The organism is Cytobacillus firmus (genome assembly GCF_023657595.1).
GTDB classification, from domain to species: domain Bacteria; phylum Bacillota; class Bacilli; order Bacillales; family Cytobacillaceae; genus Cytobacillus; species Cytobacillus firmus_B.
This window is the reverse complement of the sequence record NZ_CP098323.1, coordinates 1,816,749-1,831,991: the sequence shown is the minus strand read 5'-3', so window position 1 is coordinate 1,831,991 and position 15,243 is coordinate 1,816,749. Positions and strand designations below refer to the sequence as shown.

Here is a 15,243-nt window from a genome sequence, read left to right as displayed (position 1 = left end):
ATATTGTCTATACTCCAAGAGGTTAATATTATTTTAAACAGACCTTGGAGGTTGGTTATCTTAATAATCTTTATTCTAACATATTCGTTCACTAAAGGACTAAAATTTTTGCTAGAAAAAATAGGGGGCTAATTGTCGTCTTTGTATCTTTCCACTAAAACCGGCTGAAGCTGTTTACCTTCCATGGCATGAAGCACTGTATCAGATAATGCTGTCATTCTTGCCACCATTGAGTTCGGTTTCTTCACAGGATCATCCTGGCCATATGGAATAAAATAAATATTCTTCGTTGCCATTAGTCTCATTAAGTTTACTCCATTTAAACCCAATGCATCATTTGTAGATATTCCCAGCACGACTGGTTTACCGTTTCTTAAAGTTGCCTTTGCTGCCATCAGGACAGGCGAGTCGGTCATCGCATTGGCGAATTTGCTCATCGTATTTCCGGTAAGCGGCGCAATCACCATGCAATCAAGGGGGATTTTAGGTCCCAGCGGTTCCGCTTTCACAATTGAATCAATCACTTTATGTCCAGTCAGATCTTCAATTCTTTGAACCCAGTCTTCTCCTTTTCCAAATCTGGTCTCAGTGCTCTTTACCGTAAAGGTGACGACCGGAAGCACTTCAGCCCCTGCGAGAACAAGTCTTTCTATTTCAGGGAACACTGCATCATATGTGCAATGCGATCCTGTTAATCCGAAACCGATTCTTTTCCCTTTCAAACTCATATTGTATTCCCCTTTCTCTTTTGCAAATCTTCCTTAATCAATTGAGAAAGAACATTCGCCAGAATTTGTCCGGCTGTTTTCGGAGCAACGATTCCAGGCAGGCCAGGGGCGAGCAGTGCTTTTACTCCCCGTTTTTCTGCGTAGCGGAAATCGGTACCTCCGGGCTTGGAAGCCAGGTCAATGATGAGCGTATGTGTCGGCATCTTCGATATAACGGACGCTGTTACAACTAAATGGGGAGCTGTGTTTATGCAAATATCAACATCTTTTACCGCATCCTCAATTTCCTTCAGGTTAAATGGGGTTAAGCCCATTTCCGTTATCCTGGCGATGTGCTCACTTTTTCTCGCCCCCACCTTTACTTTTGCACCCAGTGCATGAAAGGTTCTTGCTACACTCATTCCAACTCTGCCAAGGCCTATTACAGCTATATTCGAACCATGTATGGTGAAATCTGTATGCTGGATTGCCATCATAATGGTTCCTTCAACTGTTGGGATGGAATTATAAATAGCTACATCATCCCGTTCAAATAATTGAACAAGACGGCGGTCCGCCGATTTGGTTACTCCGGTTAAATATGAATTGGTTATGCCGGAATAAACTGTACAGTGCGCTGGAGTCTGGGCGAGGATTTCCTCTTCAAAAATCACTTTTTCATTAGAGAAAATCGTTTCAATCTGACCCTCCAGGCCCGTTCCGGGCACAGGCAGGATAATTGCGTCTATATTGGTAAAGTCCACTTCATCTATTTTTTCTTTTACCGCACCTGAGAACGCATGATCAAGCTGCTCAAAACCAATTAATGCGAGCTTTGCATCAAGCTCGGTCAGTTTACGGATGATTTCGAGCTGCCTTGCATCACCGCCGATGACTGCAATTTGGGTTCCTGTCAGCATGCAACACTCACCTTCTTTTTTCTTTCTTTTTAAGAAAGCATTTATTTTTGAAGCCAACAACTTCATGACTCCTGGTAAAAAGTATCCTCGCACCGGCAACGCCGCTTTACTAAGCAGTTGCACAAGACAGCAATTGCAAGCAGTTTTATCTTTAAACGAAATGGCGTTAAAATTGGGCCGGCAAATCAATTAATAATCATAAGGGAATTGTTGTAATGAACTACTTCAACATCTTATGTATGAACGGGGCAATAGGTGAGTTTTCCACTTAAAAGAAAATGGGTCAAAGTGGGAAGGGATTTATAAAGGGATTGAGGAGATTAGCTTCCCGGTAAAAACAAAAAGGACCTAACCGGCCCTTCCTTCAAAACTATTCCTGCTGATCTTCAGATTCCGGGATATCAATAATGATCATGTCATTTCCTATCTTCCTGATATGCTGCCATGAAACCCGGATTTCATCTCCCTGTCGCATGAAGCCGAACCACTTTAATGAAGGGATGAGCAATGCCTGAATCTGTCCACTTTTCTCATTTATTTCAAGGTCTGTCTGCCCAAGTACTCCCAGCCTTTCTGCACGCTTCACATCCACAATTTCCTTTCCGCTCAGCTCACTTAATCTCATCTTCTGCCCTCCTTTTCTCTTCTCTATATTCTTATCGTTCAGCCTGGAGTTTTAGAAGTCCAGGCCAAAAAGAAAACAGCCTGCATGATACAGGCTGTTTCACCAATTTTGCAATTGGAATAAATATTAAAGATTTTTCGGAAGTTCTCCATCCGGACTTATTAATGCTACTGAATAGTGATCTGTGAAAATGGCATTCGCCATATTATTCACGCCCTGCATGGAAACTGCATCGATTTCATCCACGATTTCATCCATAGACCGATGGCGGCCCAGAAGCAGTTCATTTTTGCCATTGCGGCTCATCCTGCTGTTTGTGCTTTCAAGGCTTAGCATTAAGCTTCCTTTGAGCTGTTCTTTACTGTTATTCAGCTCTTTATCTGTGATGCCTTCTTTTTTAAGTGTGGCAAGGGTTTCCTGAATCGTATCAAAAAGAACATCCAGCTGTTTAGCTCCCGTACCACCGTAAAGCGTCACAATACCGCTGTCCTGGAAGGCAGAATGATAAGAGAAAACAGAATAAGCCAATCCTTTTTGTTCCCTGACATCCTGGAATAAGCGGCTGCTCATGCTTCCACCCAAAATATTATTTAAAACAATCAGATTGTATATTTCCTCATGCCCTACCTGCAGACCTTCGAACCCTAAGCAAAGATGAGCCTGCTCGGTATCCTTTTTACGGGCAAGATGGTTCGAATGAAACTCAGGCTTCTGCTCTGTGCGTTCTCTCTTACCGCCTTCGTAGGATCCAAAGTATTTTTCAACTTCTTTGATGAAAGATTCCTCAATATTTCCGGCAATCGAGATCACAACATTTTCAGGCGTGTATGTTTCATGCATATACTGTTTTAATGTTTCGCCATTAAACGTAGCCAGCGTTCCTTCAGTACCAAGAATCGGATAACCAAGTGAGTGATTCTCATAGATTGCTTTGCTCAAAAGATCATGAACGATATCATCAGGCGTGTCTTCATACATTTTGATTTCTTCGTAAACAACATTCTTTTCTTTGTTCAGTTCCTCATCCACAAACGTGGAGTTAAAAAACATATCAGAAAGCACTTCAAGAGCAAAATCAGAATGGGTATCTAATACTTTTGCATAGTAGCATGTATATTCTTTTGAAGTGAAGGCGTTCACCTGCCCGCCAATGCTATCAAAGCTCTCAGCAATTTCACGGGCTGATCTCGTTTTCGTTCCTTTGAAGAACATATGCTCAAGAAAATGAGAAATTCCATTATTCTCTGGAACTTCATTTCTTGAACCTGTTCCGATCCATACCCCTATCGCTACAGAACGGACGGTTGGAATATTTTCTAGTACGACTCTTACTCCGTTTTGGCATGTATATTTCTTAATCAAATAAATTCCTCCTGTTCTGAACCCCAAAGACATATGCTTACATTAGTTTATATTATTATTGTTATTTTTTCCAAAATCCTGATTTTTATTTTCTCTATACTGGATTCTCTTCTCGCTTAACAGCTCGGATACTGTTCCAATCTCCAGGTTCTTCTGCTTAAGCCCTGTTATAAGTCTATCAAGTGACTTTTCGGTGGATTCCGTAGGATGCATCAGAATAAGTGCTCCATTATGGACCTTTGATAACACTCTGTTTATCAGCACATCCGGGGAGGGTTTTCTCCAATCCACTGTATCAACAGTCCACATGACGGTGCCAAGGTTTTTCTCGGCAGCAATCTTCACTGTTTCATCTCTATAGCTGCCGCTTGGAGGAGCGAACCATGTAATAGGCTTACTCAGCTTTTCATCCATTGTGGCTTCAATCACATCATTTGTCTTTTGGATTTCTTCCCTTGTCCTTGCAGAAGAGATCACTTTCATGTCAGGATGGGTGTACGAATGGTTGCCTACTTCATGGCCTGCATCCATAATCATTCTGGCGAGTTCCGGATTATTCTTTACCCATCTTCCTTCAAGAAAAAAACTTGCTGACACATTATGTTCCTTTAAAGTGGCCAGCATACCGGATAAATATTCATTCCCCCACGCCACATTAATGATGAAGCTGACCATTGGTTTATCGGGATGGCCTTTATAGATAGGTGACGGCGGCAGGTCCTTTAACTTCACCTTCGGTTCAATTTGTTTAAATACAAGTTTATCTTCATTGAACTTTTTGCCTGACTTCATCTTTCTATACGATGCCTCAACATCTACTTCAATTCCGTTAAGACCAGGAATGGCTTTCCATACAGGGTCTATTTTTGCATCCTGTGGAGGAATGCTGAATTCTTCTTTTTTTGCTGTAATTTCTTCATATAGTGAATCCTTTTGCTTGGAAACAGTTATGATATCTGTTTCTTGTTTCAGGCCTGATACATACTGATCAGTTAAAGGATTATTGATAAAAACAAGTGCCAGCACAAACATGATCGTAATATGGATAAACTTTCTCATTCTTCATGCCTCCTTCAATTCATAGTATGATTTGAAGGGACAAGGTAGAACGGAACCGAGTAACAAAGGTATGCAGTATAGGGCAAAAGCCCATGAAAATTCGTATATGTAAAAAGCCAGGGTTTCCCCTGGCTTTTAGGAAAATTCGCAACGCAAAATGCTTCTCTTTTAAATAGAGGTTAGTATTATTGCTGTGCTTTTTCCTTTTGCTCACGCTGTTCACGCAATACGGCTTTGCGGGAAAGATTTACGCGGCCTTGTTTATCGATTTCAGTAACTTTTACCAGAAGTTCGTCCCCAATGGATAGCACATCTTCCACTTTCCCTACACGCTCTTCAGCAAGTTCTGAAATGTGAACTAATCCATCTTTACCAGAGAAGATTTCAACAAATGCACCAAATTTTTCAATCCGTTTTACCTTGCCCAGATACATTTGTCCAACTTCCACTTCACGTACGATATCTTCAATGATTTTCTTCGCTTTTTGATTCATTTCTTCATTTACAGATGAGATGAATACTGTTCCATCTTGTTCAATATCGATCTTAACGCCTGTTTCTTCGATAATCTTATTGATCTGCTTTCCGCTCGGCCCAATAACATCACGGATTTTGTCAGGGTTGATTGACATCATCAGAATCTTAGGAGCATATTCAGACAGCTCTTTTCTTGGCTGCTCAATAGTGCTCAGCATGGAATCAAGAATTTGCATGCGGCCTTTCTTCGCCTGCTGCAGTGCTTCTTCCAGAATCTCACGGGACAGACCTTCAATTTTAATATCCATTTGAAGAGCAGTAACTCCCTTAGAGGTACCCGCCACTTTAAAGTCCATATCGCCAAGGTGATCTTCCATACCCTGAATGTCTGTCAGGATTGAATAATGCTCGCCTGATTTAATTAGGCCCATTGCTATACCGGCAACCGGCGCTTTAATAGGCACACCTGCATCCATCATAGCCAAAGTACTTGCACAAATACTTGCCTGTGATGTTGAACCATTTGATTCCAGCACCTCAGATACAAGACGAATCGTATAAGGGAAATCCTTTTCAGAAGGAATAATCGGCTCAAGAGCACGTTCTCCAAGAGCACCATGCCCGATTTCACGGCGGCCCGGCCCTCTGATTGGCCCAGTTTCACCTACACTGAAATTAGGGAAGTTGTAATGGTGCATGAATCTTTTTTCTTCTTCAATTCCCAGCCCGTCCAGAATCTGTACATCGCCAAGAGCTCCTAATGTACAAATGCTCAATGCCTGAGTTTGTCCGCGTGTAAACAAACCTGAACCATGTGTGCGCGGCAGAAGGTCTACTTCCGAGGACAGCGGGCGGATGACATCCAATCCGCGTCCATCCGGACGAACTTTATCTTCCGTAATTAAACGGCGAACTTCTGCTTTAACAATTTTATCAAGGATCTGCTTAATTTGCTTAAGCTTGTCGTCGTCTGCTTCTTCACCTTCATATTTAGCTGTGATTTCTTCTTTAACTGCTTTTATGGCAGCTTCACGTGCATGTTTCTCCTGCACCTGGATAGCTTGAATCATATCCTTCTCACAGATGCCGCGAACTTCTGCTTCTAAGTTCTGGTCAACCTGGTATAAAACAATTTCCATTTTTTCTTTCCCGATTTCAGATGCAATTTCTTCCTGGAAAGCAATAAGGCGTTTAATTTCCTCATGACCAAACATAATTGCTTCCAGCATAGTTTCCTCGGGCACTTCCTCTGCACCTGCTTCAACCATGTTAATCGCATCTTTTGTACCCGCTACAACAAGGCTGATATCGCTTTTTTCAGCCTGGTCTACAGATGGATTTATGATGAATTCTCCATCGATGCGGCCTACGCTGACTCCAGCAATCGGTCCGCCAAATGGAATATCCGACACAGAAAGAGCTAATGATGAACCAAACATTGCAGCCATTTCTGATGAGCAGTTTTGATCCACACTCATCACCATGCTTACAACCTGTACATCATTTCTGAAACCATCAGCGAATAATGGACGAATTGGCCTGTCAATTAAACGGCTTGCCAAAATCGCTTTTTCACTTGGACGGCCCTCTCTCTTAATAAAACCGCCCGGAATCTTACCAACAGCATACAAACGTTCTTCATAGTTAACTGTCAGAGGAAAGAAATCCAGATTTTTCGGTTCTTTTGATGCTGTAGCTGTACTTAAAACTACAGTATCACCATAGCGCACTAAAACTGCACCGTTAGCCTGTTTAGCCAGCTGGCCAATCTCTACGGTCAATTTGCGCCCAGCCCAATCAAGGCTGTAGACATGTTTATCTTGTCCCATAATTGTACCCCTCTCTGCATTCACTTAAGGACAGGCGTCAATGCCTGGTCCGTTTAATTGGTTAATTTCCTGCTTTATTCAGCAGGCGTTCCTGCGAAGACAGCAGAAGCTCATAAGCTTTGCATTGCCAGCAGTCCAGTTTTATATAAAAGCATGAAATGCTCGTTAATCATAATAAAATTAGGCATCTTATAGTATGCACAATTTTCCCGTTTGCTAAAATAGGATAAGTTATGTATGTACATGATCAGGAACAAAATTCAAGTTTTTAAAGCTAATAAAAAAGCGGGAAAAAATCCCGCTTCTGTTGATTATCGACGTAAGCCAAGCTTATTGATTAACTCACGGTAGCGTGCAACGTCTTTGTTGCGAAGGTAAGTTAATAGGTTACGGCGCTTACCAACCATTTTCAAAAGACCGCGACGTGAATGGTGGTCTTTCTTGTGAGTACGTAAATGGTCGTTCAAATTGTTGATTTCTTCAGTAAGGACAGCGATTTGAACTTCTGGAGATCCAGTGTCGCTCTCATGAGTTTTGAACTCATTGATTAGCTCATTTTTACGTTCTTTAGTGATTGCCATCCGGTTCACCTCCTAAATTTTCAATCCCCTGTTACTGAGCAAGCGTCGGTGACTCGACTTGCCAAGCAAAGGTTCATTTGGTACGTTAATTAGAATACAACTTTTTATGACAAAAAGCAAGGCTAAACCCTGTTTTTCTCAAAATATTGCTCAGTCTGCTGTTTATCCTTTTCAATTTGCGCAATTAACTCCTGAACGCCGGCAAATCTCTTCTCGCTTCTAAGATGTTTATGCCATTCAACGGTAACCTTCCTGCCATAAATATCTGAAGAGAAATCAAAAATATGGACTTCAACTGATGGCCTGTCCCCTTTTTCCTGATTAAAAGTAGGTTTGTATCCGACATTACAGACACCTTCATACCAGCTGCCATCTACTGAGAATCTTACAGCATATACACCGGGAGGGGGAATGATGCAGTCATCAGAAACGTCTACATTCGCTGTAGGAAAGCCGATTGTCCGGCCTCTCTTGTCACCATGGATAACGATTCCGGATGTTTTATAATATCTTCCTAAAAGGCCGGGAAGCTCAGCCGTTTTCCCTTCACGAATATATTTCCTTATTAGCGTAGAGCTGATTTTTTCGTCTTCTTTTGCCAGCTTTGCAACGACCGAGTAATCAAATTGATCCCTCGAATGGAACAGCAATGTTTCCATTGTGCCGCGTCCCATTCGTCCATAGGAATAATCAAAGCCTGCCACGACATGTTTTGCATTAAGACCAATCAGGTATTGGTCAACAAACTCCTGTGGCAGCAGATTAGCAAATTCCCTTGTGAAATTGATAACAAACAAATAATCTATACCTAGATCAGATATGATACCAATTTTATCCTCAAGAGGTGTAATATACTCCACATGCTGAACGCTTTTCCCCAAAACAACCGAGGGATGCGGATCAAATGTCATGACTGCACTTTTTAATCCTTTTTGTTCAGCTATTGATTTTGCTTCACGGATGACTTTCTGGTGACCCAGATGAACACCATCAAAATAGCCAAGTGCTATTGCCAATTCAGGCATTTCGTTTCTATCCATTCGATGGGGATGATGTATATGAATAACTTCCATAGTAATAATTCACCTTTTCTCTACAGAGCCTGGACCTATATAAATGCACAGCTTTTTAACGAGTGCTTATTGATCATTCCTTAACACCTTTACTGGCTTCATTAACCCTGGTTTGCGGGGGTGATGCTCATAAATCGCCAGAACAAGACCTTCCTCCCCCTCTATAGCGATTGGGCCTTTAGTGTCATACAAATGATCAGGGATGGTTAATACAGCCCCATTTTTTACTTTCTCTGCTACTTTATCATTTATATGAAATTTCGGCAAATGAGAAAGCGCGGCTTCCATAGGCCGAAGAACCTCATCCATTGTCCCCTTCTCGGCCCTGTCTTCTATTTCTTCAAAAGTCAGGCAATCATCAAGTGTCAGTGAGGCCGACTGGATTCTAACCAGTTCAGACATATGGGCAGGATATCCCAGTTCACTCCCAATCATGACCGCAAGCGTACGGATGTATGTACCTTTGCTGCAGGCTACACGGAAACGGAAAGTAATATTCTCACCCTCAAACATCTCTCTCTCATCGAGAAGTTCGATTGAGTAGATAGTAACTTTCCTGGACGGCCGTTCCACTTCTATTCCCTGTCTTGCATATTCATAAAGGCGCTTGCCATTTACCTTTACTGCTGAATACATTGGAGGAGTCTGTGTAATTTCCCCTGTCAGGCTTTGAAGCACTTTCATCACTTGATTTCTGGAAATAGGTGATGAAACTTCTTTCCTTTCTGCGACTTCACCAGATGCATCTTCCGTTGTTGTAGAAAAGCCTATTGTGACTTCTCCCTCATAAGATTTCCCTGCGTCTGTTATGTATTCAGCCACCTTCGTTGCCCTCCCAAGGCAGATGGGAAGTACTCCTGTCACGTCAGGGTCCAGTGTTCCGGTGTGGCCGATTCTTTTCATTCGCAAAATCTTCCGCAGCCTGAACACACAATCATGGGAAGTCATTCCCTTAGGTTTAAAAAGCGGCAAAATTCCTTCCATATTATGTACCACCTTGTCTGTTTGTATTTAGAAAAAAATGGATAGACAAAGTGTCTATCCATTTCATTATTCTTCTTCTTTGGAACGACCTTCGTCCTGGATTTGATGAAGCAACGATTCGATGCGGTTGCCGTAGTCGATTGATTCATCAAATTCGAAAAGGATTTCCGGTGTTTTCCGCAGCCGGATTCGCTGGCCGATTTCAGATCGGATAAAGCCTTTTGCTTTAGCCAGCCCGCGAAGCGTATTCTCCCTTTGTTCCTCATCACCCAGAACTGAGATAAACACGGTTGCCTGCTGGAGATCCCCGGTTACTTGAACATCAGTGACTGTTACAAAACCAACCCGCGGGTCCTTGATTTTTCGGCTGATGATTTCACCAAGTTCTTTTTTCATTTGTTCCCCAACCCGATTTGCTCTAAGGCTCATTCTATATCACCTCTTCTTAAAGCCACTCTAAATCTGTAATTGTCCGTTCAATTTCCGGGAACGAATCAATCATTTTCAGCGCATTTTGCAGCTCGTGCTCAGTTGAAACCTGAGTGGACGAAACGGCCACAATGGCAATTTTTGTCCTCTGCCATAGGTCCTGATAGTCCACCTCAGATACGGAAACATTATATCTTTGTTTCAGCCGGGTTAGAATACGCTGCAAAACTGCCCGTTTTTCTTTCAAAGAATGTGTGTCATAAATGATACATTCACAGGCAGCAAGCCCAATTATCATTAACGTTCCACTTCTTCCATAATATATGCTTCGATTACGTCGCCTTCTTTGACATCGTTGAAGTTTTTGATGGTAATACCGCACTCATAGCCTTGTGCTACTTCTTTAGCGTCATCTTTGAATCGCTTAAGAGCGTCAACTTCACCTTCAAAAATTACAACTCCATCGCGGATTAAACGAACGCCGCTGTCACGGGTTATTTTTCCATCCGTAACATAAGAACCTGCAATTGTACCGATTTTGGAAACTTTGAATGTCTGGCGTACTTCAGCCTGGCCGATAATTTTTTCCTGGAACTCAGGATCAAGCATACCCTGCATCGCCAATTCGATTTCCTCAATTACTTTGTAAATGATGCGGTGCAGGCGGATGTCAACATTTTCTGCATCTGCTGCACGTTTCGCGTTATTGTCAGGACGTACATTGAATCCGATCACAATAGCGTTGAAAGCAGCAGCTAAAGTGATGTCAGACTCGTTAATGGCACCTACACCTGTATGAAGGATACGCACATTAACACCTTCTACATCAATTTTATGAAGAGCAGCAGTCAATGCTTCCGCAGAACCTTGAACGTCCGCTTTCACAACGATGTTTAAGTCTTTCATTTCCCCTTGTTTCATATGTTCAAACAAGTTATCCAGACTTACGCGTGTTTTTTCATTTCTTTGCGCCTGCAATGCCTGTTGGGCACGGGCTTCTCCAACCTGGCGGGCAGTCTTTTCATCATCAAGAACAGCGAAGCGGTCACCGGCTTGAGGAACATCGTTAAGACCTGTAATCTCAACTGGAGTTGAAGGTCCGGCAGTTTTCACACGGCGGCCAAGGTCATTAACCATTGCACGGACACGTCCAAATGAGTTACCGACAACGATAGGGTCTCCTACCTTTAATGTACCGTTTTGTACAAGCAGAGTCGCGACTGAACCGCGTCCTTTGTCAAGCTGTGCTTCGATAACAGTACCAACGGCATTGCGATCAGGATTTGCTTTATATTCTTCAACTTCACCTACAAGAAGAATCATTTCAAGCAGTTCATCAATTCCCTCGCCTTTAATAGCTGAGATCGGAACAAAGATCGTGTCTCCGCCCCAAGCTTCTGGAACCAGGCCATGTTCAGTCAATTCCTGCATAACACGGTCAGGATTTGCTGCTTCCTTATCCATTTTGTTAACAGCCACAATGATTGGCACTTCTGCTGCTTTCGCATGGTTAATTGCTTCAACTGTTTGCGGCATAACACCGTCATCAGCTGCTACAACGAGAATTGTTATATCGGTAATTTTCGCACCGCGGGCACGCATAGTTGTGAACGCAGCGTGTCCAGGAGTATCAAGGAAAGTAATCTTTTTGCCGTTTTCTTCAACTTGATAAGCTCCGATATGCTGAGTGATTCCGCCTGCTTCTCCCGCAGTTACTTTCGTGTTGCGGATGGAGTCAAGCAATGTTGTTTTACCATGGTCAACGTGTCCCATGATTGTTACAACAGATGGACGTTCCACCAGTTGGGCATTTTCATCTTCAGTGAAGTATACTTCAAGATCGGTTGTATCAACCAGTATCTCTTCTTCTACTTCAACACCGTATTCACCTGCAATCAGCTCAATCGCATCTTTATCAAGTTCCTGGTTAATGGTTGCCATAACACCAAGCATAAATAGCTTTTTAATGATTTCAGAAGGCTCGCGGTGAAGCTTCTTTCCCAGTTCCGCTACTGTCAGTGATTCGCTGAAAGTAATTTTTGAAGGAAGCTCCTTCACTTTTTTAGGAGCTGGGGCCACATGCGTCTGCTGCTGTTTGCCTTTGTTGTTTTTATTCTTATTGTTGTTTCGGTTATTGTTATTGTTTCTATTGTTATTATTGTTTCTGTTGTTGTTATTGCCTCTGTTATTGCCGGAGAAGTTTTTGCCGGACTGGCTGCCCTGTCCCTGGCTTCTGTTTTCACCGGATTTATTCTGAGGCTTGCTTTTAGCAGCTGTGGAATTGCCGGCACTATTATTTGAAGCCGGTTTTTGATTTCCCTGCGGCTTCTGCTGATTTTGAGGTTTACTCTGCTTTTGAGCCTGGCTGTCATTCTTGATAAAAATACCGTCAAGCTTCTGGACTGCCGCCGGCTCAATCGTAGTCATATGATTGGAAACCTCAATATTCATGTCTTTTAATTTTGTAATAACATCCTTGCTTGAAATGTTATGTTTTTTCGCATATTCATAAACGCGCATTTTACTCATACTTTCACCCCCGCTAGTATTAATCGAGCAACGTTAACAGCTTTTTTGCAAATCCGGCATCTAACACTGCCACCACAACGCGGGCTTCCTTCCCTATAGCCTTGCCGAGCATTTCCCGGTTTTGAATCAGCTTATATGGAACCCCAAATGATTTACATTTATCTGTAACTTTTTTTGCCGTATTTGCGGATGCATCTGCAGACAGCAAAACAAGCTTTGCTTTGCCGTTTCTGATCTCTTTAACAGCAAGCTCTTCTCCCGAAGTAATTTTCCGTGCCCGATTGGCTAAGCCAAGCAATGACATCCATTGATTTGAGTTCATTTGGATTGCCGTTTCTCCTTCTCTATTAACTCCAAGAGTTCTTCATAGATAACATCATCTATGGAAACTTCTAAATGATTGGCTAAGATATTCTTCTTCTTTGCTAACAAAATTGCTTCCTTTTCTTTGGAAAGATAAGCCCCGCGACCTGATTTTTTTCCGGTCGGGTCAACAGAGACTTCCCCTTCTTTGGAGCGAACGATGCGAACGAGTTCTTTTTTCGGCCTCATTTCACCGGTAGCGACACATTTTCGCAAAGGAACTTTTTTACGATTGTTCACGATCATTCACCTCTTCCCTATTCTTTTTCCTCTAAAAGTTCATCCTGAAAATCGAAGTCTGCATCATTTTCATAGTCTTCGTTTTCATAATCATCATTATCAAAGTTCAACAGTTTTTCATCCCTCGGATAAATTCCGGCTTCACGGGCATCTGTTTCTGATTTGATGTCTATTTTCCAGCCTGTAAGCTTTGCTGCAAGTCTGGCATTCTGTCCGCGCTTTCCAATTGCCAGTGAAAGCTGATAATCAGGAACTACAACAGTTGTTGCTTTGTCATCTTCATTTACGATTACGTCAAGCACCTTTGAAGGACTTAGTGCATTTGCGACGAATACTACAGGATCTGAGGACCATTTTACGATATCAATTTTCTCACCCTTGAGCTCATTGACTATCGCCTGTACACGTGTGCCCTTAGGACCTACACATGAACCTACAGGATCAACTTCTTCATTGTCAGAATGAACCGAGATCTTGGAACGGTCCCCTGCTTCACGCGCAACGGATTTGATTTCTACAGTTCCATCATAGATTTCAGGAACTTCGATCTCAAATAATCTCTTCAGCAGGCCAGGATGGGTCCTGCTTACGAAGATCTGTGGACCTTTTGTTGTCTTTTCTACCTTTGTAATAAAGACTTTAATGCGGTCATGGGGCTGATAACGCTCATTTGGCATTTGTTCGTTCGCCGGAAGGATCGCTTCAATCTTTCCAAGGCTCACATAGATGAACTTAGGATCTGTACGCTGAACAATCCCCGTCATAATATCTTCTTCACGGTCGATAAATTCAGAATAAATGATGCCTCTCTCCGCTTCACGGACACGCTGTGTAACTACCTGTTTTGCCGTCTGGGCAGCGATGCGCCCAAAGTCCTTAGGTGTTACTTCCATTTCAACGACATCTTCCACCTGGTAGTTCGGATTGATTTTTTGAGCATCCTCAGCAGAGATCTCAAGACGCGGATCAAATACTTCATCCACTACCTCTTTGCGGGCAAAGACTCTCATCGTTCCGTTCCCTAGGTTTAAATCAATGCGCACATTCTGTGCCTGGTTAAAGTTTCTGCGGTAGGCTGACACCAATGCAGCTTCAATGGCTTCGATAATCACATCGCGAGAAATGCCTTTTTCTTTCTCAAGCAATGTCAGAGCATCCAAAAGTTCACTGCTCATGAGATTTATATCCCCCTTTATTTCTCTTATAAAAAATGATCAACGCTAAAGCAGCAATTCCGCTTTCTTATTAAGACAAGCAGTGAATTTTGTATTTCAATAGCGCAAGGCGCTTCAGCTTTTCTTAATAAGCAAGCCCGCAATCAGCCGTTATTAAAATACAACGGCTAAACGGGCATTTGCTACCTTCTCATAAGGAATTTCAATATTTTTCTTCCTTGTTTTGATTTTGACTTCTACCGTAACGGTCTCACCGTCAAATTGGGTTAACACACCTTCGAACGTCTTTTCACCATCAATTGGCTCATATGTTTTAATGTAAACATTCTTGCCGACTGCTTTAATAAAATCACTGTCTTTCTTAAGAGGGCGTTCAGCTCCCGGCGATGAAACTTCCAAGAAATAGTTGTATGGAATCGGATCTTCAGCATCAAGCTTTTCGCTTAGCCTTTCACTGACCATTCCGCATTCCTCGATATCAACACCAGTTTCTTTATCAATAAATACGCGAAGGAACCAGTCTTTCCCTTCTTTTACATATTCAATGTCGACTAATTCTAAATTAAGTTCATCCACAATAGGGGTGACCAGTTGTTCCACCGTTTCAGTCACTTTGCTCATTCATATCCCTCCTTTTTCCTGGAATCTAAAGCGCTGTTTTTCAATCAATAAATCAGAAATTGGCTCTGCTAAACTTAATTAACATATAGTTTTAACATAGATCCGATATTAAGAAAAAACCGTACACAACACGAAAGAGTGGGTTGCCCCACTCTTCCTTTTGCGAGAGTTATTCTTAGTATTTCCAATAAAACTATACCATAACCAATTTTTTTATGCAAATGGAATAGCTGTCAGCAGAAGGGTTTGGACCATTCGCTGGCCTTATT

Annotated in this window: 16 protein-coding genes; all 16 read right to left on the bottom strand. The window is 42.2% G+C overall.

What is annotated here, in order from left to right; translation table 11 throughout:
* Positions 1-128 precede the first annotated feature (128 nt).
* The 16 genes from dpaB to rimP all read right to left on the bottom strand — a co-directional run bounded on the left by dpaB (position 129) and on the right by rimP (position 14,974).
* Positions 129-728 carry a dipicolinate synthase subunit B gene (gene dpaB / locus NAF01_RS09475; protein WP_048008979.1) on the bottom strand — a complete coding sequence of 200 codons (600 nt, stop codon included), beginning with the start codon at positions 726-728 and terminating at the stop codon, positions 129-131.
* Positions 725-1,627 carry a dipicolinic acid synthetase subunit A gene (gene dpaA, locus NAF01_RS09470; protein WP_076256224.1) on the bottom strand — a complete coding sequence of 301 codons (903 nt, stop codon included), beginning with the start codon at positions 1,625-1,627 and terminating at the stop codon, positions 725-727. The genes dpaB and dpaA overlap by 4 nt, the downstream gene beginning before the upstream one ends.
* A gap of 370 nt (positions 1,628-1,997) precedes the next feature.
* Entirely contained in the window at positions 1,998-2,252 is a 255-nt protein-coding gene (locus tag NAF01_RS09465; protein ID WP_048008980.1) for a YlmC/YmxH family sporulation protein, read from the bottom strand.
* Positions 2,253-2,378: 126 nt separating this feature from the next.
* The gene (locus NAF01_RS09460) at positions 2,379-3,614 is read right to left on the bottom strand and encodes a M16 family metallopeptidase (protein WP_163145112.1); all 1,236 of its coding nucleotides are present in this window, start codon (positions 3,612-3,614) and stop codon (positions 2,379-2,381) included.
* Between the two features lie 42 nt (positions 3,615-3,656).
* The gene (locus NAF01_RS09455; RefSeq protein ID WP_197248072.1) at positions 3,657-4,673 is read right to left on the bottom strand and encodes a polysaccharide deacetylase family protein; all 1,017 of its coding nucleotides are present in this window, start codon (positions 4,671-4,673) and stop codon (positions 3,657-3,659) included.
* A gap of 185 nt (positions 4,674-4,858) precedes the next feature.
* Positions 4,859-6,979, bottom strand: a complete 2,121-nt coding sequence (gene pnp / locus NAF01_RS09450) for a polyribonucleotide nucleotidyltransferase (protein ID WP_048008983.1) — start codon at positions 6,977-6,979, stop codon at positions 4,859-4,861.
* Positions 6,980-7,290: 311 nt separating this feature from the next.
* Positions 7,291-7,560 carry a 30S ribosomal protein S15 gene (rpsO, locus tag NAF01_RS09445; protein ID WP_009330698.1) on the bottom strand — a complete coding sequence of 90 codons (270 nt, stop codon included), beginning with the start codon at positions 7,558-7,560 and terminating at the stop codon, positions 7,291-7,293.
* 122 nt (positions 7,561-7,682) lie between these two features.
* Positions 7,683-8,633 carry a bifunctional riboflavin kinase/FAD synthetase gene (gene ribF, locus NAF01_RS09440; protein WP_197248070.1) on the bottom strand — a complete coding sequence of 317 codons (951 nt, stop codon included), beginning with the start codon at positions 8,631-8,633 and terminating at the stop codon, positions 7,683-7,685.
* 66 nt (positions 8,634-8,699) lie between these two features.
* A complete protein-coding gene (gene truB / locus NAF01_RS09435; RefSeq protein ID WP_197248068.1) occupies positions 8,700-9,617 on the bottom strand; it encodes a tRNA pseudouridine(55) synthase TruB in 918 nt (305 codons plus the stop codon).
* Between the two features lie 66 nt (positions 9,618-9,683).
* Positions 9,684-10,046 (bottom strand): 30S ribosome-binding factor RbfA, encoded by a 363-nt coding sequence (gene rbfA, locus NAF01_RS09430; RefSeq protein ID WP_250802154.1) that lies wholly within the window; start codon positions 10,044-10,046, stop codon positions 9,684-9,686.
* A 16-nt stretch (positions 10,047-10,062) separates the two neighbouring features.
* Positions 10,063-10,344 (bottom strand): DUF503 domain-containing protein, encoded by a 282-nt coding sequence (locus NAF01_RS09425; RefSeq protein ID WP_009330702.1) that lies wholly within the window; start codon positions 10,342-10,344, stop codon positions 10,063-10,065.
* On the bottom strand, positions 10,344-12,575 hold the full coding sequence (infB, locus tag NAF01_RS09420) for a translation initiation factor IF-2 (protein WP_048008986.1): 2,232 nt from the start codon (positions 12,573-12,575) through the stop codon (positions 10,344-10,346). Before infB ends, NAF01_RS09425 begins: the two co-directional genes overlap by 1 nt.
* Before the next feature lie 19 nt (positions 12,576-12,594).
* Entirely contained in the window at positions 12,595-12,897 is a 303-nt protein-coding gene (locus NAF01_RS09415) for a YlxQ family RNA-binding protein (RefSeq protein ID WP_009330704.1), read from the bottom strand.
* On the bottom strand, positions 12,894-13,178 hold the full coding sequence (gene rnpM / locus NAF01_RS09410) for an RNase P modulator RnpM (RefSeq protein WP_048008987.1): 285 nt from the start codon (positions 13,176-13,178) through the stop codon (positions 12,894-12,896). The genes NAF01_RS09415 and rnpM overlap by 4 nt, the downstream gene beginning before the upstream one ends.
* A gap of 17 nt (positions 13,179-13,195) precedes the next feature.
* A complete protein-coding gene (gene nusA, locus NAF01_RS09405) occupies positions 13,196-14,353 on the bottom strand; it encodes a transcription termination factor NusA (protein ID WP_048008988.1) in 1,158 nt (385 codons plus the stop codon).
* 153 nt (positions 14,354-14,506) lie between these two features.
* Complete coding sequence (gene rimP / locus NAF01_RS09400; protein ID WP_048008989.1) at positions 14,507-14,974, bottom strand: ribosome maturation factor RimP; 468 nt, start codon at positions 14,972-14,974, stop codon at positions 14,507-14,509.
* Positions 14,975-15,243: the final 269 nt, after the last annotated feature.

What these genes read in the sequence shown, in the direction of transcription:
- ribF (WP_197248070.1), bottom strand. Translation starts at nt 8,633, where the DNA reads ATGGAAGTTATTCATATACATCATCCCCATCGAATGGATAGAAACGAA.
- rpsO (WP_009330698.1), bottom strand. Translation starts at nt 7,560, where the DNA reads ATGGCAATCACTAAAGAACGTAAAAATGAGCTAATCAATGAGTTCAAA.
- NAF01_RS09425 (WP_009330702.1), bottom strand. Translation starts at nt 10,344, where the DNA reads ATGATAATTGGGCTTGCTGCCTGTGAATGTATCATTTATGACACACAT.
- nusA (WP_048008988.1), bottom strand. Translation starts at nt 14,353, where the DNA reads ATGAGCAGTGAACTTTTGGATGCTCTGACATTGCTTGAGAAAGAAAAA.
- NAF01_RS09465 (WP_048008980.1), bottom strand. Translation starts at nt 2,252, where the DNA reads ATGAGATTAAGTGAGCTGAGCGGAAAGGAAATTGTGGATGTGAAGCGT.
- pnp (WP_048008983.1), bottom strand. Translation starts at nt 6,979, where the DNA reads ATGGGACAAGATAAACATGTCTACAGCCTTGATTGGGCTGGGCGCAAA.
- NAF01_RS09455 (WP_197248072.1), bottom strand. Translation starts at nt 4,673, where the DNA reads ATGAGAAAGTTTATCCATATTACGATCATGTTTGTGCTGGCACTTGTT.
- rbfA (WP_250802154.1), bottom strand. Translation starts at nt 10,046, where the DNA reads ATGAGCCTTAGAGCAAATCGGGTTGGGGAACAAATGAAAAAAGAACTT.
- truB (WP_197248068.1), bottom strand. Translation starts at nt 9,617, where the DNA reads ATGGAAGGAATTTTGCCGCTTTTTAAACCTAAGGGAATGACTTCCCAT.
- infB (WP_048008986.1), bottom strand. Translation starts at nt 12,575, where the DNA reads ATGAGTAAAATGCGCGTTTATGAATATGCGAAAAAACATAACATTTCA.
- dpaA (WP_076256224.1), bottom strand. Translation starts at nt 1,627, where the DNA reads ATGCTGACAGGAACCCAAATTGCAGTCATCGGCGGTGATGCAAGGCAG.
- NAF01_RS09415 (WP_009330704.1), bottom strand. Translation starts at nt 12,897, where the DNA reads ATGAACTCAAATCAATGGATGTCATTGCTTGGCTTAGCCAATCGGGCA.
- dpaB (WP_048008979.1), bottom strand. Translation starts at nt 728, where the DNA reads ATGAGTTTGAAAGGGAAAAGAATCGGTTTCGGATTAACAGGATCGCAT.
- rimP (WP_048008989.1), bottom strand. Translation starts at nt 14,974, where the DNA reads ATGAGCAAAGTGACTGAAACGGTGGAACAACTGGTCACCCCTATTGTG.